Below are 18,614 nucleotides of genomic sequence, written 5' to 3' on the forward strand. Positions count from 1 at the left end.
TGGAATAAAGAAGTAATTCCTTATGCCTTAGTTTTCATAAATTCATCAACCGCATTTATAAATGACCTCTTTTCCTCTAGAAAAGGATAGTGATTACTTTCTTCAAAGGTATATAAAGAAGATCCATGTATTAGTTCATTCATTTCCATTGAAAAGGATACTGGGCATTGAACATCATGTCGTCCACCAATAATTAAGGTAGGTGCTGCTATCCTACTTAATTGCCTAGTAACGTCAAAGATCATTTCTTCTCTAATAAAGAAGTTCATTCTTACTCCAGACATCTTTTTATGAATATTTAGGGAAAAATACTCATCATATCTTTCCGGTTTAAATAATGAAAGTTTAGTTCTTTCTTTTGAGACCTTTAATCTTTCAGAATTTGAGAGGTTTGGGTTCTTTAATCGTTCAATCAGTTCTTGCATTCGTTCAAATTTCGAATGTTCTTTATGATAAATACATTCTGGTGAAGAATTTGCGTATTTTCTGGCTGCAGATCCAACAATGATTAATGAACTTAGTGAAGGAGAAAAATGAATCCCCTACAATACCCCTATCATTCCTCCAGTCGAATGTCCCGCATAAATCCAAGATGAATACCCTAATACTTCTCTAAGCGCTTCTAGATCGTAGACTGCATCAAACATACTTAACTCATATGGATGGGTTGTTTTTGAGGAATTCCCTGCTTCCTTAAGGTTGACTAGATAAACTTTATAACTATCTGTAAATGCCTCTGCAAAATAATCCCCTGTATTGTTAAATTCTGAATAGTGATGGGTGATACAGACTGGTTGTCCTTTACCTTTAGTAAACACCTCAAATGTTCCTCTTTCTGTTACAATAATTTTAGTCTCCCATACAGACATATCAATTCTCCCTTTTCCCTGTTTACAAAGGACTTCTCTATTCCTGGTAAGTAAACCTCTGCTCAAACTCTAGTGTTCATAGAATTGTTGATATATAAAAAAGATGCACTTCTCTTCTTGAAGAAATGCACCCGTTAGCTTAATAAGCACTTCTAAAATATTCATCTAATATCGGTATATCAGGTGGACTAATGTTTGGGGGAAGTTCATTAAACTTAAAAAATTTTAATTCCTGAACTTCACTTTCTTCTCTTCTCAATACACCTTCATAATCCCTACATACAAAGGCAGATACAACATTATATACTTCATCGCCGTGAGGATATTTATAGTAAAAATCTTGTCCTGAAAAGACATTGAATAAAATTAAATTATTTGCGATCAATCCCGTCTCTTCAAATAATTCCCTTTTAGCTACTTGTTCTAATGTTTCTCCAATCTCCAAAGAACCACCAGCTAATCCCCAACAATTATTGTCTTTACGAAGTTGTAATAATAATTCATTATTACTATTTACAAGTATTACACACGCACCAATCATAATTAGAGGGCGACTGCCCACTACTTTTCTTAAATCCATAATGTATCCCATTACATCCTCCAATAGTGTTTATTCCACAATTCTGATCGTTTGTTCAATAAGTTCCATAAAAAAGTGCACTTCTCCTTCTTGAAGAAATGCACCCGATTATTGAATAGATCATTTAGATTAGGTATTAATAAAATATACCAAAACAAATACAATTGGTACGGCAATTGCAGTATAGAAAATGGTTTTACCTGTAATTCTTAACCCTACGCTCTCTTTTACCTTACCGAAAATTAAAAGAATCATACAAACAACCATTAATCCTAATAGGAAATAAGTAAAAGGATTTCTTGCAAAAATATATTCCCCGCTAGGTAATTTTGTAGATTGGGTAAAAAGAATTAAAACTATTACTATCATCGAAGTACCTGGACCCAAAAGTACCAATCTATTTGTTTATTCTTCATATTTACACCTCATAAATATTGAAAAATTCCATTTAAACTATAAAGTTATTATTTTACAATCCTGCTCGTTTGTTCAATAAGTTCCATAATAAAGGCGTTAATTCTTCTTGGATCAACGCACCCAATTGTTAATCAAAGTGTTACAAAATTGCTCCACTTAATATAATCACTTTTCAATATCATATTTCATTTTTATCCTCTAGGTCTTGGAGTCTTTTCTCCAACTTCTTTCTTTTTTCCATTTCATAAAATACTAATATAAACGCTGTGCCTGCCATAAAAGATGTTAACCATTCCATTCCCATTCAATACACTCTTTTCATTAAATAGTATCTTCCGCAATACTGCCTTTTTATTGAGTAATCTTAACTGCAATCACCACATAAAACTTTATAGCATTTTACTAAATCCCTTTAAAAGCGCTTTATATAAAAAGATTCTTAAATGAGATACTGTTATTGAATCTTTAAAAATTATATCTTTTTGTTTCAAGTAATTTTTAATTTGTTTTCTTCTATTCGGAATCATAAGCATAGGTAACTTATTTGGTCTAAACCAATCCACCTTTTCTGTTTCAGGACCATCCTTGATTGGTGAACCTCCTATTATTTCCCCTAGGAATAGATGCTGCATGTCATCATATTGAGGTTGATAATATTCTCCTATTTTTCGTTTAATTGAAATAGTATAACCTGTTTCCTCTTCCGTTTCTCTTATAGCGCAATTTTCTAATGCTTCTTCCTTTTCTAATGCCCCTCCAGGTAAATCCCAGATTGGATAATCTTTTCTCTTGGCTAACAATATATGGTTTTCTTTATTGATAACGATTGTAAAACAACCAGACGTTTTTGCCATAATAATAATTCTCCTTCTTTTAGTAAACGCCCATAAAACAGTAGCTTTAATATGCACATCGGTTAATGAAAATTTAATCTATTCTATTTATAAAATACCATATTTGTCCAATTAAAAATATAAGGGTTATTCAACAATTTGGCCCGATAGTTGAACAAGGTTAATTAATTACTTATAGACTTTTTTTGTTTATATATATCTTTTTAGTCTTTAATATACGAACATAATTTTCATATTAATATTAAATATAAATAACCGATAATAAAGGAAATCGGTTTTCCTAATCTGAAAAAGGCAAACTTGTTGAAAAGCAAGGACGCAAAACAATGGGCCTAACCACAAGGTGTATGGTCGCCATGTTGCCAGAGGCTCGTTTGATCCTTTGGACATTTAATAAAGGAGATACGAGTATGAAGAACAAGGGGTTCATATGTTTATTTGTTATAGTTTCTTTGGTGATATCAATGGCAAGCCCTATTTATGCTACAGATAAAAGGCGTTTACAAACTAATAAGACGTTTGCTACTTATCTCTGGCATACAAACAAGATTGTAACGGATAAAAAAGATATATTAAACTTTCTGCAAAGTAAGGGTGTAAATACATTGTACTTACAGATTGATCCAAACATCCAGATGTCTAAGTACCAGCAATTTATTAAAGATGCCCTTAAAATAGGGGTTCGTGTTCATGCCCTCGATGTTGCTCCCGATTGGATTGAACCTAATCATAAGGGGCCAGAACAGTTTATGAACTGGCTTGCAAATTATCAATTGAAAGCCTCCAACTCAGAAAAATTTTCTGGAATACATCTTGATGTTGAACCATACACACTTACAGAATGGGATACCAATCACGAAGAAATCGTTAATCGTTATCAAGACCTTTTAATCAATACTAAATTATTCGCCAATCAAATAAAGCTACCCCTATACGCTGATATACCATTTTGGTTTGATGAACATTTCTACTCCAACAATAGGTTTGGTAAATGTAGTTTAAGTGAATGGGTAATTAGAAACACTGACGGTATTTCTATCATGGCTAATCGTAATTTCACTGACGGACAAAACGGGATTCTAGCTCTAACAGCATCGGAAGTCCGATATGCCAAGAAGATGAATAAAAGAGTCGTTATTGCTATTGAAACTGATCAAATCGATGATGCACCTTATCTATCCTTTAGTCATTTAACTCAGCAAGACATGTACCATACACTTACAAAAGTTAATGACCATTACTACAAAGAGAAAAGCTTTGATGGCTTTGCCATTCATCATTATAGTTCATGGAAACAATTAACTGATTAAATCACATAATAAGAGCCTTTCCCAATTAGGGGAATGCTCTATTTTTAAGTCCATGATCTCACTAAATTAGCAGGACTCGAAGTATAATTGGTGCAGTTAAAACAAATTGGTCGGAATCTGTCTACAATATGGTGCATTTTAGTCTCAGATATCTAAAGTTAATTAATTTCTATTAAAATAAACAACGTTGTGAATCCTATAAAAAACAAACCTGAAATAAAATACATAAATGGTCTCGTTTTTGGATTCTTTCTAGCTGCAATGATAGGAATGACCACCAACAGAATAGCAATACAGTACAATAGTGTAAAATGTAAGCCCGTAGTCATTCCTATCAGCTCCCATGTTTCAATTATTTTAATCTATAATAATAGTATTCTGCATCTCTATTCGCATCAAATGCTTCAAAACCAGCTACTGCAGCAGTCAATGAACCACCTACTGCTAGTAGTGCTCCAACGATAACACTTAATCCTCCAGTGATGCCTGAAGATAAAACCCCTGCATATAAGGAAGCTAAGCTTGCACCACCTAGAGCTAATACAGTATCTTCTTTCGTTTCAGCTGTGTTAACAGCCTCTCTAAACCCTTCTAAGTCATCTCTGTTTGTTGACGTTTCTTTATAATATGGGTACGCTTGATCACTTAAAGAAATTTTCCAGCCCACTGTTTCATTCTCATAGAATGTAACTTTGTAATATAAATCAAACCAGTAATCAGTACCTTTTTCAGTATAAGCTGCTGAATCAGTAGGTCCTGTTATATAAGAAGGAGAGTCTTTCGTAACTAGTGGATCAGGAGTCGGAGTTGGTTCTATTGGTGTAATCACTTCAGATTGTTGAAGGACTCCTTCTTTATAGACAGATACCTCATTTGTACTTTTATTAAACTTTGTCGTATAGGTTCCTGTACTATCAGAACTCTCTACAATTCGGTATTGTGCATCATCCTGAATAATTTCAGTAGTTATGGTTTCTCCATTGATAACGGAAGTTTGCGCACCCGTTTCTGCAAATGCTGGTACAGCCATCATAAAAGTTAAAGCAAGTGTTAATAACGAACTAATCCACTTTTTCATTCATACATTCTCCTCTTTATTTTTATGCTCCGAAGTTCCTTTATTATGTACTCCTCACTCTCTCTTATGTATTTCAGAGCTTTTAACCGTTTCCCTATTTAAACCAAATTATTCCTTTAATTATAATTAAAGGTAATAAATACCTATTATTAGTAAGAACGAACCATATAGTGAAAACTTAAATACATTTACTACCTGGTACACAAGTTCCGCTGAAGTGGTGCACAAATGGTGCATTTTTATGATAAAACCTTTAGTGTGGTGCATTTTTGGTACACAGGTTCCGCTCAACACCTGTAAAATTGGTGCATTTTATTGCTGAAAACTCTTTTTTGGTGCATAATTGACCCTTTCTAGCTAAGAATGCTTGTTATAATGTTAGTAGTGGTGCATTTTTACATAACTATTTCTAAAATTAGAGAGGGTGTTTGTTATGAATTATGAGAACATACCTGATCGTTTAATATTAAACTATAAACTATTAAAAGCTGTTATCTATGAAGAAACAAAGATACTCTATGAAGATCGTCCACATGTATTAGAGCATTGGCAGCAAGATGCCTACCAGATGACAGATAATGAGACTCGTCAGCAAGCTCCTTGTGAGAAGATGAGGCCTAGTTTTCGTGCTCTATACTTTCTCTATACTGAAACACTCTATTCTGGTGAACATATCACGAAACACATGATTCGCGATGCGGTAGATCGCTATAAAGATACGATCAAGCTATTACTAGCAGGTCACCTGATGCAAGAGTTTCCTAACATTGAGATCAAACGCAGCGTGAACGAAGAAAAGATCGAAGAAGCACTCGACCGAGAGTATATCTACTCGAGCATGGATATCGACTTCCACCTCATGCGTGACATCGTAACAAAGAAGAAGGAATACAAAGAGGGTGACACAGGTTACTTGGGTACAGAAATCGTAGACAACAAGGGTCAGGTTCGAGGTATGGCAGAGTTACGGCCTAATGATACAGGCGTTCGTGAGCTTGCGTCTGACCAACAAGAGATTTGGCTTGAGTTGATCGAATCAACTCTTAGCTCATTAGATGAGATGACTGCAGACCTCTTTGACCTCATCACCTACCTTTGGATGGTCACACCGAAAGATAGTGATGGATACATAGAATTTCATAGCAGCGACGCTCTTCGCCTTCGTAACCTTCGTAAACGGAGTTCAAACGGAAGAGAGCTGGATTACCGCGAGGAAGATCGCTTTAACATCATGAAACGTGTGGCTGCTCTCTCTTCGATCTGGGTTTCGCTTGGTGATCAAAAAGTCAAAGTGATCAACGCTGAAGAGATGCAAGATAACGAGCTTTATAAGTTTAAAGACTTTCAGAGAATGTTTGAGATCGGTAAGATTCGTGTGGCATACGATAAGAAGACAGGTGAAGCTCGAGGAATTTATGCGGTTCAAGTAAAACCTACGTCTATTCTCACACCATATCTAGAAGGACCGAACCGGTCTATCGGTCTTCTTGATCTGAAAATTTTTCAATACAGTCACTATACGCAGCGTGAACAAAAACGTTTAGCTCGGTACTTGAATCTGCAATGGAAGATTCGTACGATGAGAAGATCGCTAAACCAACCGTTTAAAGTATCAACTATATTAAAAGTGTTAGATATCTCAACACGGTACAATGGCGTACAGATTCGAGACAAGTTTGAGAACGTACTCGACGAGCTACAAAAAGATGATGTGATCAAAACGTGGCATTATACCGAAGAAATCGACGAAGAGATGGTCGGTAAAAAGGGCTGGTTCAAAAACTATTGGTCTGAGATCAAAGTGGTCATCCTCCCTCATGATGCACTCGTTAAAGAGAACAGGAAAAACTTGATCTCATCCGATCATGATGCAGATGAACAGATCATCGCTCGTATGCAAAAGCTTACACAAGATAATCTCCTCGTTTCAAAGGTAGAAGAAACTTCCCTACCGTGGAAGCTTCATTCTGAAACGGCTTCAACGATCGATGTTGCACCAATCAAGGTTGAAGTTGGAGATGAACCCGAACAACAAGTATTTGATTTTTCAGCAGAGATTAAACTAACACCAACATCGATCAAAGAGATGATCGATTCATTGGGTATGAGCATCCGTCAGTCTGCGAGTGAAATCGGTATCGCTCACACTACCCTATCTCGTTACATCAAACGAGAGAACAAGCGACAAAATAAAAACAACGAAGTAAAGATGCTGAATTGGCTTAAAGAAAAAGCAGCAAAGTAAGAGCACTCACTTTAGTAGTGAGTGCTCTTTTTTACATATAAACATATGTTGTTTATATTGTATATATCGACATATACGACGTTATATAAATTGTTATTAGTGTTAAAATTAATAACAATACTAATAATAATAAATTTACATATGGTGTTATTAATATTATATTCAACTACATATACAGCTTTGCAATTAAACATATGTTGTTATTGTTATATATAGTGATATATACGATGTTACTCAAAAGAACTATTATTTTTATTTGATACATATTTAATGCGTATGTCATAATTAATATATATGTTGATATATATATTGAGTTATATGTTGTTATTAATGAAAACATTGTTATCATCAGTATTATTTAAAATATTGTTCTTGTTATTTAAGTTTATATGTCATAGTTAAAACATATGATGTGGTATGCATCAAATTATAAGATATTGCTAATAAACATATTATTATCATCAACAATGTTAACGTTAATATCATAGAGGTTTAAATACATATGTCGCAGATAATATATATGATGTTGTATAGAATAAGTAATATGTTGTTATTACTAATATAGATAAGACTATTATTATTGATATTGATGTCATTAAGGTTAATTTGCCTTATACATATAACTTATTGTATCTGTTGATTATAATGTATCAGCTAAAAGACTATTAATACTATTATTGTTGTATGTAGTATAAATAAGACACACTTCATTATCGTTGTTAATATTACCCTATATCTTATTGTTATCTTTATATCAATTACAAAATATATGATGTAAATAACATATATGTTAAGACATTATTTAATATTATTGCAGACGATTCGGTTATATACATCGTAAACATTATTGTCACTATTTAAAAATGTTATATTCGTGCATATATAATCTGTTTAATAGGAGCTCAGATCTCAATCAGCCCCACACTTTATTTCTCTCAACTAGAGTAAGACCTATGACCATTTTTATTAGTGGTTATCATTCTCAAATTTGATAACGAGTTAATGTATCAACATTTTTATATATGTTAACAATGATATATATGTTGTTAATATTCTTATAGTTATGATATATGTTATAATTGTTATTGTTCACGATGTTGAAAATATCGACAACTTATAAAGATATGCTGTAACATACTAGATGTTATTGTCGATAACATCCTTATCGTTAACTACAAATATGATGGTAAAATGATAAGTAACAAATACTAGATTTAGTGAGGTGGAAATTTTGACAGCTAAAATAGTTACTTTCGGTATCAGTAAAGGTGGCTGTTCGAAGTCTATCAGTAGTGGTATCACTTCATACCTTCTCAGTAAAAAAGAGAGAGTCCTAACCGTAGATATGGATGGACAAGGAAACTTAACTAGTTTTCTAACAAGTGAGTATGATATCTGTAACGTCTTTGAAAAAAGAACCGTATTGGAAGCGATTCTTGATGGTGATGCAAGAAAGTATATCATTAAGATTTCAGAGAACCTGGATCTCATCCCAGCAAATGATTTCCTAGCTACATTACCACGTATGATGTATGAAAACGGTCTTGGCCTAGATGCTCTCCAAAAAGCTTTAGAGCCTGTAATGGAAGACTATGATTGGATCATCATCGATACACCGCCAGCTCTATCTGAACATACAGTAATGCCTCTTAGTACATACTCAAAAGCAGGAAGTTACGCAGTGGTCATGTTTGATGGGTCCATGTTTGCGTATTATGCGATTCCTAAGTTCCTTGAGATCATTGAAGGAGCAAAAGAACGGTTTAATCCGAATCTAGAGACTGCAGGTATTCTATTCTCTCTAATCGATGCGCGTGCTAAAGAGAACGAGATTATGGAAGAATCTGTTGATGAAGATTATCCTGGCGTTCGTTTTAAAACGATCATCAAACGAAAAGCAGCCACTCGCCGCTTAGCCATCACTGGGTTTGATGAGAATCCAGAACTTAAGAATGCACTCGAATATTATATCCCATTTGTGAAGGAGCTGAAGAAACGTGTCAAACAAGAGCAGCCTCAAGGATAAAATAAAAAAGCCGAATGCCACTCAAACTTTTTTTAATTCATATGACACTGTTGGTGAAAAGAAGGAAGATAAGAATAATGATGTAATCAATAAGGTTGAAGAAGATATCATTAAGAATGAAGATGAAGTTGCTAGTGAAACATATGATAAGAACAACAACATCATAGACAATGTTGTTATTGATAACAAAGACAACAATGATGAAGACGATGATTACCTTAGAATGCTCGCTTCTGGTAACAAAGTGAAGAAACAAAAACGCAAGAAGGTGTTCACTTCCTTCTACATGGATCCTGACCTCGCGATAGAAGTTGACAACATCGCTTCTCGTGGTGAGAAAGGTGACAAGTCAAAACTAATAAATAAAGCCATTCGCAATTTATTAGAACAATACGGAGTTATAGAAAAGAGCCGCTAAATAGCGGCTCTTTTACATTTTATATTATATGTCATTCTTAACATCAACATATATATTAAAAACAACAACAATATCGTTATTGTTTTTGATAATAAAAGATAGAACATCTCTACCCAATAAGCCTATCTCAAACAACTTAATTTTGCTTACTGTTCATTTTTAGGTTTTCTTTTTTCAAGGAGTACAATAATCGATGGAAGAATAAATAGAGCACTGATCAAACATAAGAATGTATCAAAAACCGTTGTTATTCCAAACGATCGCAGCATCACAAATTCAGAAAAGATAAGGGTACAAAAACCAGCGATTACGGTTAATCCCGAGGCGGTAATCGCCCTTCCAATCTTAGAGATTGCTTTGATTAACGCTTCATCGCGTGATAAGCCGTTCTCGAGCTCTTCTTGGTAGCGTTCCATGATAAGGATAGTAAACTCACTTCCTATACCAAGAACAAGGGAAGCTAGTACTGCTGTTAGTGGGTTGATCTCAATGTCCAACAGGAACATCATAAGAGAAGACCATCCTACAACAAGCACGATTGGTAGAACAGGATACAAGGCCATCTTCCATCTGCGGTATGCAAGCAGAAGTCCTGCTATAATGGCAATTACTCCAATTCCTGCAGATATATGACGGTTTTCAGTCATAGATTCCACCGATTTAATGTTAATGACGTTAGAACCTGCTGGATTCATTTCAACTCCAGATGGAGGATTGATCTCTTTCTCGACCTGACTCAACAGATCAGCTTGCTCTTTCATACCGATATTCCCGATTGTAAAGGAAACAGCTGCTGTTTTTTTGTCACTAGAAATGTTATTACTTTTTAGTTCTCCTGGAACTTGGGTTAAAATGGTCTCGATCTCATCTTGTGTTTTCGGGATTTCTCCTTTGTTTGCTTCTTTCACAATCGATGCGATACTTGTAACTATCTCGATTTCAGGATGAACTTTCCGCTGTCCTTCTTCAAAATCTGCGATCCAGCTAACTACTTTAGGACTTGTTACATCATCAGATTTAAGAATGAATGAAATCTCGTTTGTTGAACCTATGATCTTGCGAAGTTCGTTCAGTTCTTTTAACTCTGGCGCTTCTTGTGGCATCAATTTCTCGATATTCGTTTCTACCTTGAGTGTGTGGTCGATATAGAATCCACTAGCTGAAAGCACCACACCTATCAATAATAGAAGAAGTGGTTTCTTTACAGTGAATGTAGCTAATTTTTTCATAAAACCTTCTATTTTACTAGAGGTCGAAATAGCTTTTGATGTAACAGAACGGTCACGTAACATAAATACCGTGTACATCAACAGCAAACTTACGGTGTAGGAAACAATCACGCCTACCGAAAGCATGATACCGAAATGTTGAATCATCGGGACTTTTGAGATGAGTAATGTGACGAAACCTAGCGTCATCGCAAAAACAGCGATACCGACTGCTGGACCCATCTTTTTTATAGATTGCATTGTTGCTTCTTTTACAGATTTACCGGCTTTTAACTCCTCATCATATCGGTTATGAAATTGAATCGCAAAATCGGTACCCAGACCAATTAAAATCGGCAAAATCGCCATGGTTACCATACTCATTGGAACTCCGATATAACCCATGATTCCTATCGTCCAGAATAAAGATAAGAGCACAACAGGAAGAGATAAGAGTCTCCATCTGACTGGGAACACAATAAAGAGTATGACTGCCATTAATACTAGGGAAAGACCAAGCATGATAGACATATCTTTCATCATGCTATTGTAGATGGCTCCATATATCTTGGGAGTTCCAGATATGTTTGTTTCAAGATTTTTTAATCCTGCTTCATTTGTCATATTACTTACGTCTTCTGTTAGATCAGAAAGTTTATCATAGGGAATACCCCCTTTTACTTTCATGATGATTAAGGCATGTTCTCCGTTTTGAGGCATAATCGTCTTAAACATCTCATTCAAGTTTCCTTCTTTATCTAACACAAGTCCTTTTACAAACTTCTCATTCTCAATGGATGGTGCGCCTACTTCTTGCAGCGCATTTAGATTAACACCGTTTTGTTCACTCATTTTTTTGATAAATGCATTTTGTGCTTTCTGAGCGATCTCTTGTTGCTGTACCGGTGTTGCACCATTGGAAGCAGCCTCGCTTACAGCCTTTTCAACCAATTCTTTTAACTGCTCTTTCATCTTCAATTGCATGTTTGTAGCCTGATCTGTCCCGTTTTTTATCATGTTGTAGTAACTGAATGCAGATTGAATTTCCTTTTTCTGTACTAATTTTCCCTGTAACTTGTTAATCGCTGATAGATTATCTGTTGATAACAAATCATCTTGATTACCAGAAAGCAATATGAACAATGTATCACTACCGAATTTATCCTGATATTCAGCCGTAGCTTTATAGATCGGATCTTTGTGGGAGATCATAGTTCCCTGCCCAAGATCAACTTGAACTTTGGTAACACCAAATCCCAATATCATTGTGAAAAGTATTAAAAGACTAATAATCTTTTTAGGGCTATTGATAACCTTTTTCGCTAAGAAGTTAAACCATCTACTCATCTCTTATTCCTCCTGAAAAATGTTGAACAAACTGTATATTATATAACAGTATGTTTAATAAAATTTTAGGAGATAATATGAGTATCCTCAATGTTCAATATTCACAAGAGTGTATGATATCAAACATTTACAGTAAATTTGACATATTTCATTGAAATATTAAACAAATTATTGATAATTGTTCAATTGGTTTTATTGAACATTATGTCTGTTATTATGATACATTTTTAACTGAGGAGTGATTAATGAAAAATGCCAAAAAAAAGTGATCTTCGTATAATAAGAACAAGAAAATTGATTAGAGATGCCTTTTTAGAATTAATCAATCAAAAGGGTTTTACAGCGATTACCGTTCAAGATATCGCTGATACAGCAGCGATTGGTAGAGGCACTTTCTATCTGCATTATAAAGACAAATACGATCTACTCGACCAATTGACAGAACAAACGCTTACGAGATTATCAGATCTTATTCAACCTTCTTCTCATTTTCGGGATAACACACTAAACTTGGAAGAACTAAGGAAGATGCTTATCCGCGTGTTTGACGCGATACGGTCAGAACAAACATTTTTTAAAACGATGCTTTCTAGTCATGACACACCGAACTTTAATCAAGAACTAACAAAATTTTTCTTTAATAAATTTTCATTAGAATACGAAAATCTCAACTTGTCTGAAAAAAAGGAACTTCCTAGAGGGATACTTATCAGCTATTTATCTTCAGCTATTCTTGGTGTTATCGTTTGGTGGCTTCAAAATGGGATGATGTATGCTTCAGAATACATGGCAGAGAGTATAACTAACCTTCTTATGGAAGGTCCGGCAGGCTTATTAAACGTGGATTATGAATGATTCAAAAAAATATAATGTTAAGTTGAATTATATATTAAGAATGAAATTGCGGTATATAACAACATATATGTCAACAATAACAATAACAATAACAATAACAATAACTAAGAAATCGTTGTTATTTTTAAAACTGACATTATTAATGATAACAATTTCTTGAATGCTTAATCATATATTTGATTACTTAAGAGATATACTAACAACTTATTAGATCCTGATATCTTAAAAATTTTTTTAGTATATTTGGTGTTGTTAAATAAGCTGTCTATGTAGTGGCATTTTTTAGATATTATTTATACTGATGTTGTATATGTTAATATTAATAACGTTTAGAATAAATACAAAAACATCGTTGTTAAAATACAAATAACATTCATAGCAAAACATATGTTAATAACAACAATAAAGTTGACAATGTTGTTATTGATAATAAAGTTATTAAAGAAAAACAATTTTAAAATTCTCTTAAAGTAAGTTTTACAAAGGTAAAAAGTGTAAGTGTTATTTAATACGATTCTTGATCTTACCGTAAAAGTCGATGCTTTTTTAAGAATAGCTATTAACAGAACATGAAAATTGAATACATATGTTATCTTTAACAATAATATATATGTTGAATATGTAAGTATATAAGTTGATATATGATCAAAATGATAATACAATACATCGCTACTTCAAACGCATAAAAGTGAGTAATATAAAATAATAAATGTGTTTATCCATATGTTAATTTTTACCTACGAAAATGCGTTCCATGAATGATAAATAAAATCTATAAAAAAGAGATGAAGTTCTGAGACTTCATCTTTTTTACTTTACCACCTAAAAACAATATATGTTAGTAACGTTGTTGACATATATGATAACAACTTTTTTATTATTATTAATATTTTTGTTATTAATACACGACATAATATTATTTTTAATATCTCATTAATTACAACACATACAATGATGATTTTATCTTATTTAAAAACTATCTCTAGTAACTCAATCTATTACTAGCATTTCCAGACAAAGCAATTCTTATACATGCAAATGATTGAACAATAGGATAATAGGGGGGGCAATCATAAATTCTTTTACTTAAATTCGAAATCTATTATTTCTCTTATAAAAAACACCTAGACTATATTCAGCTAATTCTTTTACTTCACTATTCTTCCTATGTTTAATATCGATTAGCGTTGTATGAAGATCATCGTCATGTATCATACCTTGGTTATTTACTTCAGCACATTCTGATAGATATAGTATTAAATAAAATTGAACTTTTGGACTTGATGTCGCCACATCTAATCAACTATATATGAGATGTGATTTTTATTAGTTGAAATAACCTTGGTAAAAAACTGATCAATAGCCTTAGGTGTTCCATGCATCATCGATTCATCGACTAGATGATAAAAAACTTGGTCAGATGAGTAGGATTCTATTAATTCTACCACTTCAACTTTACTATCTTTGGGTTCCGTTCAGTAAGGGGCTGGTCAACCATTTCTTTATTATGGTTATACTTAAAATCTAAGATAGTTTTACACTTAATATTGACAGTACAAGACGCGGTTTACGGATAATGTGTATTTCATCAATCCCAAGTCATTTAGGAGTCTCAAATAGGTATTCTCGTTCTTTGCATACCACATTATCCTTTAAGACACTTCTAACAGTCTTTCGTCTACACCAACGTTTTCAGCTACTTCGGCAAAAGTTTTAGACATGTACTTTTCTTCAATTGACTTTATCAATCTCCCAGTCATTTTACGCTTTTAGATATAAGGTGGCGGTCCAAAAAGGAAGAATCGCTTTTATAACACTTATATTCTTCAATCAAAATGCTGAATTTACTCAATAAAAAAATGTAAAATTAAATGTATGTAGAGAAATTTTAATAGGACTTTTATATCATTTGATTAAAATACTATTATATTTCCATTTATTAAATGATATGGTATTAATGTCCTTTTTTGAAATAATTAAATTTCAGAATAAGATAATTTTAAAAAAGAATGGAGAAAAAAGAAGTTGAAAAAGATATTTTGGGTAAAAACAGTAGTTACTACATTAGTTCTAAGTATTTTTTCGTTATTTACTTTAGGTACATCTTCACCTGCATATGCAGGTTACATTGATAACCCATCAGGTGTTTACTACGATCTTTCAAAACATGTATATAAAGTAACGGGAGATCGAAACTTTGATGAATATAATATTGAAAGTTTAATCGATGTAACACAACCAGATAATAAATTTCAAGTTATTGATAGTATCAGTGTTAATAGTGGGTACTCACACCCCGCTTCAAAAGATAACAACTCAAGTACTCTACATGTTTTAGATCGTACTGGTTTTAAAGCTATGGCTGTAGTTATACCTGCAAGCAAAAAACTTTTCATCGTATTTTCAGGGTCACAAGACATTACAGATTATAATACAGCTAGAAACATAATTCAGGCTGATACCCCTGGACAATTATACCAAGCGCAACTTTACGTGAATTATATTTATAAAAATTTTGAAGAATATGGGCATTATAATTGGTACTTTACCGGTCATTCTTTAGGTGGATGGTTGGCTCAAAAAGTTTACCTAGATATACGTGCTGCTAATTGGGTAAATACTAGTGGTAAATATGAGTATGGTGGCGCTATTGGAAAAGGAAACATTAGTGGTGTATATACTTTTAATGCCCTACCATTGTTAAAAGATTCCCATGTAAATCCAACACAATGGAATGCCAATAAAAATGGTACTTACAATAATGATGTAAAAAATCTTTATATCGAAAATGAATGGTTAAACTCTATATATGACATGTATTCTTACAAACTTGATTATATCGGGTTACAAGGAGGAGTAGATACGAGTATTCCAAGATATGATGAGTACAATTATGATCCAAGTTCGTTAAGTTATGACATCGGTGGATATGCTTTAAAATCTGTTCCTTCAGCAGCTCATAAACTTGCAAGTTTAAAGAATTACGTAGCACGTTAATCTATAAGCCTAGTCTCAACTAGGCTTTTTTTACCTTTCCCTCCGCCTCCACCTATCTCCAAATGACTACTCTTTGTAGACCTCGTTTCCGAATTCCCTGCCACTTCATTCAAGACTGCAGTACTGTACCGACATTGTTAGATAATCGAACTTCGCTAGGAATGTTAGGTCCTTTTTGTTTTGGCATGTTCAGATACTTTTCAATTTCTTCAGAAAGATAATAAATTTTCATATTACCCTCCACCTTCTATTTAAAACGACTGTTTAATTCAAGCCGTTGTAATGGTTAATATACCTAAACTTTCTGCCCTAACTTCTTTCGAAAGAGCATAGTCCATTTATTTCCTCGTTTACGCTTAGTCATCAGCTTTTAACTGTTTCGTTTGTTTCCTCTTCGCTGTGAGTAAGCATATCTCTGATCTTTTCTTGTTCTGCTTCCACCTTATAATATTCACGTCTTTCGTCCAGATCTATTTGCACATTGCCTCGACTATCAACCGTATATTCATTTCCTTCATCATCTTCATCACCATAGAATTCGTCTAGTGCCATTTGAGAAGAGTCTGAATGTTATTTAACAATTAGAAAGGAAAATCCACTATATATTCCCATGGCAATATAAATTAATTCTATTTAATTAAGAAAGTGCAAAAAAAAAGCTAAAGTGGAGTATATAGTTAACTGATAATAAAAGAGGAATCAGACCTTAATGGCATTCTTTCAGATCTTTTTTACTCATTATTTGTTCTCAAACAACTGCACTTTCTTTAGGCGCTGATAACTCTTTCCTTTATTGACTCGCTCTAAATAGAGGTTAGTGGTAGAAATATCTGAGTGACCGACCCACTCTTTAACATCAACGAGCGGTACCTCGTTCTCAAGCATCGTGGTGACGAACGTATGACGGAACCAGTGAGGACTAATCTTATCGTTCGCGCCAGCTATACGAACAGCTTCTTTTACGATCTTATAAAGGTGATTATAGGTGATTCTTTGACGAGTTTCTTCCTTATTATATAGCGAATAAAAAAGAGGTGTCTCATCACTTGAATCTATCTCTGTGTTTCCTTCCCATATCTCGAGATAACAGAGTAACTCATTCTCCGTTTCTTCACGTACAGGAACTTCACGATGTTTTCCTCCCTTACCGATCACATCGACCCAAAGTTCACCCCGACGATAATAAAAACTTCCCTTATTCAAGTTCACGATCTCACTCGCACGAAGACCGGTGGTATATAGAAGGTAACCTAGGAGTAGGTTTCGTTGTTGAAGGTGTTTTTGTTTATGTTTGGTCCTTACGACTCTTGGAAAGAACTCGATCAACCTTTCCGCATCTTCCTGGTTCAGTTCACGTAGCTGCACGCGATTCTTATTTTCTTCGTTTAAATAGTGTCCACGTTTTACTGATGGTTTATGGATCCACCGAGAGAGCGGTGCTGAATAATACTTAGTATCATATCCAAAATCGAGCAGCCTACGAAAGAACTCTAGTTTACGAATGGCCGTCTTTGCGGCATACTTCTCTGAGATGTATTCGTTGTACGATTTTACTTCTGGATATCCGATGTCTGAAAAAGAGAGTTTGTTTTCAGCTAAATAATCGAGCAGCGTTTTTGCATCGGCTCGGTACGCTCGCTTCGTATGATGAGAGAACTCTTTTCCTTTTACAAAAACGCGTGCAAAAAAGAACATCTCGATAAAATCCCGTTCGCTCGCTTCCCTCAAGTTTAAATTTCGATCTTCATCTAGAAACTTTTTGTTTTCCAGATTATGTATCAACTCTGTTAGTTCTTCACTTCTACTTCTTCCTTTTACAATTTCCAGATTATTCATGTGACTCTCCTCTCATTGTGAAAATAGAATCAACTTACTTATATTTAGTATTAGTAATTTACTCTTTAACTTATTTAGATATTAACACTAACTTTATGAATTATTATATACCTATTATCAGTTAATTTATTATAACAATCAAGATAATACATCCTTATCTTGATTGTTATAAGTAATTATAATGCACGAACAAAAGTTCTGTCATTTTTTAATGATTGAATAGTCAGTTAACTTTGTGGTGATATTTATTTAATTATAAATTACATAACTAGAAATATTAAATTGGAGGATTAGCATGTGCTTTTTTAAATAAAAGTTATGACAACAAGAAAGGATTATTTTTAAACATGTATAGAGGGGGGAATTTCAGTTTGAAGTAGGAGGAGAAGTTTGTGTGGATATTGAGACTGATAAAGTCATAATTGATAAACCTTTTAACCAAAAGTTTACACAATTAGTAGGTGTTAAAGGAATTCTCACAATACTTATAGAAGTAGGACAAAAACTTAAAGATTAAACATATAAACTTGTAGTGAAACAAGAGTCGGAACACTACTAATACCTGCTTAAATAA

Annotated in this window: 16 protein-coding genes, 2 pseudogenes and 1 riboswitch; of the genes and pseudogenes, 7 read left to right on the top strand and 11 right to left on the bottom strand. The window is 33.6% G+C overall.

Annotated features, from left to right (window positions below; all coding sequences use genetic code 11):
* Positions 1 to 20 precede the first annotated feature (20 nt).
* The 4 genes and pseudogenes from ACOZ9X_RS19015 to ACOZ9X_RS19030 form a co-directional block, all read right to left on the bottom strand.
* Positions 21 to 869, bottom strand: a pseudogene (locus ACOZ9X_RS19015) (alpha/beta fold hydrolase).
* Positions 870 to 1,008: 139 nt separating this feature from the next.
* The gene (locus ACOZ9X_RS19020; protein WP_423419548.1) at positions 1,009 to 1,461 is read right to left on the bottom strand and encodes an NUDIX hydrolase; all 453 of its coding nucleotides are present in this window, start codon (positions 1,459 to 1,461) and stop codon (positions 1,009 to 1,011) included.
* Between the two features lie 583 nt (positions 1,462 to 2,044).
* Positions 2,045 to 2,170 (bottom strand): hypothetical protein, encoded by a 126-nt coding sequence (locus ACOZ9X_RS19025; RefSeq protein ID WP_423419549.1) that lies wholly within the window; start codon positions 2,168 to 2,170, stop codon positions 2,045 to 2,047.
* Positions 2,171 to 2,255: 85 nt separating this feature from the next.
* Positions 2,256 to 2,720 (bottom strand): NUDIX hydrolase, encoded by a 465-nt coding sequence (locus tag ACOZ9X_RS19030; RefSeq protein ID WP_423419550.1) that lies wholly within the window; start codon positions 2,718 to 2,720, stop codon positions 2,256 to 2,258.
* 283 nt (positions 2,721 to 3,003) lie between these two features.
* Positions 3,004 to 3,087: riboswitch (cyclic di-GMP riboswitch) on the top strand.
* On the opposite strand from ACOZ9X_RS19030, the gene ACOZ9X_RS19035 reads away from it, so the two are divergent.
* On the top strand, positions 3,077 to 4,030 hold the full coding sequence (locus ACOZ9X_RS19035) for an amidase (protein ID WP_423419551.1): 954 nt from the start codon (positions 3,077 to 3,079) through the stop codon (positions 4,028 to 4,030). It overlaps the preceding riboswitch by 11 nt.
* A gap of 158 nt (positions 4,031 to 4,188) precedes the next feature.
* On the opposite strand, the gene ACOZ9X_RS19040 is transcribed toward ACOZ9X_RS19035, so the two are convergent.
* A complete protein-coding gene (locus ACOZ9X_RS19040) occupies positions 4,189 to 4,359 on the bottom strand; it encodes a hypothetical protein (protein ID WP_171005641.1) in 171 nt (56 codons plus the stop codon).
* A 23-nt stretch (positions 4,360 to 4,382) separates the two neighbouring features.
* Complete coding sequence (locus ACOZ9X_RS19045) at positions 4,383 to 5,108, bottom strand: geobacillin-26 family protein (protein ID WP_423419552.1); 726 nt, start codon at positions 5,106 to 5,108, stop codon at positions 4,383 to 4,385.
* 433 nt (positions 5,109 to 5,541) lie between these two features.
* Here ACOZ9X_RS19045 and ACOZ9X_RS19050 point away from each other — a divergent pair, with 433 nt between their 5' ends.
* From ACOZ9X_RS19050 to ACOZ9X_RS19060, 3 genes are all read left to right on the top strand, one after another.
* Positions 5,542 to 7,353, top strand: coding sequence for a helix-turn-helix domain-containing protein (locus ACOZ9X_RS19050; RefSeq protein ID WP_423419553.1), 1,812 nt, complete (start codon positions 5,542 to 5,544; stop codon positions 7,351 to 7,353).
* A 1,231-nt stretch (positions 7,354 to 8,584) separates the two neighbouring features.
* Positions 8,585 to 9,379: a ParA family protein gene (locus ACOZ9X_RS19055; RefSeq protein WP_423419554.1), complete on the top strand. Its 795-nt coding sequence runs from the start codon at positions 8,585 to 8,587 to the stop codon at positions 9,377 to 9,379.
* On the top strand, positions 9,351 to 9,797 hold the full coding sequence (locus ACOZ9X_RS19060) for a hypothetical protein (protein ID WP_423419555.1): 447 nt from the start codon (positions 9,351 to 9,353) through the stop codon (positions 9,795 to 9,797). Before ACOZ9X_RS19055 ends, ACOZ9X_RS19060 begins: the two co-directional genes overlap by 29 nt.
* Positions 9,798 to 9,943: 146 nt before the next feature.
* Here ACOZ9X_RS19060 and ACOZ9X_RS19065 read toward each other — a convergent pair whose 3' ends face one another.
* Complete coding sequence (locus ACOZ9X_RS19065; protein ID WP_423419556.1) at positions 9,944 to 12,352, bottom strand: efflux RND transporter permease subunit; 2,409 nt, start codon at positions 12,350 to 12,352, stop codon at positions 9,944 to 9,946.
* Between the two features lie 252 nt (positions 12,353 to 12,604).
* On the opposite strand from ACOZ9X_RS19065, the gene ACOZ9X_RS19070 reads away from it, so the two are divergent.
* Entirely contained in the window at positions 12,605 to 13,207 is a 603-nt protein-coding gene (locus ACOZ9X_RS19070) for a TetR/AcrR family transcriptional regulator (protein ID WP_423419557.1), read from the top strand.
* A 1,474-nt stretch (positions 13,208 to 14,681) separates the two neighbouring features.
* Here the strand turns inward: ACOZ9X_RS19070 and ACOZ9X_RS19075 are convergent.
* A pseudogene (locus ACOZ9X_RS19075) lies at positions 14,682 to 14,976 on the bottom strand (ISL3 family transposase); the annotation flags it as partial.
* Between the two features lie 256 nt (positions 14,977 to 15,232).
* Here ACOZ9X_RS19075 and ACOZ9X_RS19080 point away from each other — a divergent pair.
* Entirely contained in the window at positions 15,233 to 16,204 is a 972-nt protein-coding gene (locus tag ACOZ9X_RS19080) for a hypothetical protein (protein WP_423419558.1), read from the top strand.
* 109 nt (positions 16,205 to 16,313) lie between these two features.
* Here the strand turns inward: ACOZ9X_RS19080 and ACOZ9X_RS19085 are convergent, their stop codons facing one another.
* From ACOZ9X_RS19085 to ACOZ9X_RS19095, 3 genes are all read right to left on the bottom strand, one after another.
* Positions 16,314 to 16,436 (bottom strand): hypothetical protein, encoded by a 123-nt coding sequence (locus ACOZ9X_RS19085; RefSeq protein ID WP_423419559.1) that lies wholly within the window; start codon positions 16,434 to 16,436, stop codon positions 16,314 to 16,316.
* 131 nt (positions 16,437 to 16,567) lie between these two features.
* Positions 16,568 to 16,756: a hypothetical protein gene (locus ACOZ9X_RS19090; RefSeq protein ID WP_423419560.1), complete on the bottom strand. Its 189-nt coding sequence runs from the start codon at positions 16,754 to 16,756 to the stop codon at positions 16,568 to 16,570.
* Between the two features lie 186 nt (positions 16,757 to 16,942).
* Complete coding sequence (locus tag ACOZ9X_RS19095; protein WP_423419561.1) at positions 16,943 to 18,040, bottom strand: tyrosine-type recombinase/integrase; 1,098 nt, start codon at positions 18,038 to 18,040, stop codon at positions 16,943 to 16,945.
* Between the two features lie 394 nt (positions 18,041 to 18,434).
* Here ACOZ9X_RS19095 and ACOZ9X_RS19100 point away from each other — a divergent pair, with 394 nt between their 5' ends.
* Positions 18,435 to 18,557 (top strand): hypothetical protein, encoded by a 123-nt coding sequence (locus ACOZ9X_RS19100; protein ID WP_423419562.1) that lies wholly within the window; start codon positions 18,435 to 18,437, stop codon positions 18,555 to 18,557.
* Positions 18,558 to 18,614 lie beyond the last annotated feature (57 nt).

This window comes from Fictibacillus nanhaiensis (genome assembly GCF_049537595.1).
In the GTDB taxonomy this organism is placed as follows: domain Bacteria; phylum Bacillota; class Bacilli; order Bacillales; family Fictibacillaceae; genus Fictibacillus; species Fictibacillus nanhaiensis_F.

Coding starts and splice junctions, on each gene's coding strand:
- ACOZ9X_RS19020 (WP_423419548.1), bottom strand. CDS start 1,461: ATGGGATACATTATGGATTTAAGAAAAGTAGTGGGCAGTCGCCCTCTA.
- ACOZ9X_RS19025 (WP_423419549.1), bottom strand. CDS start 2,170: ATGGGAATGGAATGGTTAACATCTTTTATGGCAGGCACAGCGTTTATA.
- ACOZ9X_RS19030 (WP_423419550.1), bottom strand. CDS start 2,720: ATGGCAAAAACGTCTGGTTGTTTTACAATCGTTATCAATAAAGAAAAC.
- ACOZ9X_RS19035 (WP_423419551.1), top strand. CDS start 3,077: ATGTTGCCAGAGGCTCGTTTGATCCTTTGGACATTTAATAAAGGAGAT.
- ACOZ9X_RS19040 (WP_171005641.1), bottom strand. CDS start 4,359: ATGACTACGGGCTTACATTTTACACTATTGTACTGTATTGCTATTCTG.
- ACOZ9X_RS19045 (WP_423419552.1), bottom strand. CDS start 5,108: ATGAAAAAGTGGATTAGTTCGTTATTAACACTTGCTTTAACTTTTATG.
- ACOZ9X_RS19050 (WP_423419553.1), top strand. CDS start 5,542: ATGAATTATGAGAACATACCTGATCGTTTAATATTAAACTATAAACTA.
- ACOZ9X_RS19065 (WP_423419556.1), bottom strand. CDS start 12,352: ATGAGTAGATGGTTTAACTTCTTAGCGAAAAAGGTTATCAATAGCCCT.
- ACOZ9X_RS19070 (WP_423419557.1), top strand. CDS start 12,605: ATGCCAAAAAAAAGTGATCTTCGTATAATAAGAACAAGAAAATTGATT.
- ACOZ9X_RS19085 (WP_423419559.1), bottom strand. CDS start 16,436: ATGAAAATTTATTATCTTTCTGAAGAAATTGAAAAGTATCTGAACATG.
- ACOZ9X_RS19090 (WP_423419560.1), bottom strand. CDS start 16,756: ATGGCACTAGACGAATTCTATGGTGATGAAGATGATGAAGGAAATGAA.
- ACOZ9X_RS19095 (WP_423419561.1), bottom strand. CDS start 18,040: ATGAATAATCTGGAAATTGTAAAAGGAAGAAGTAGAAGTGAAGAACTA.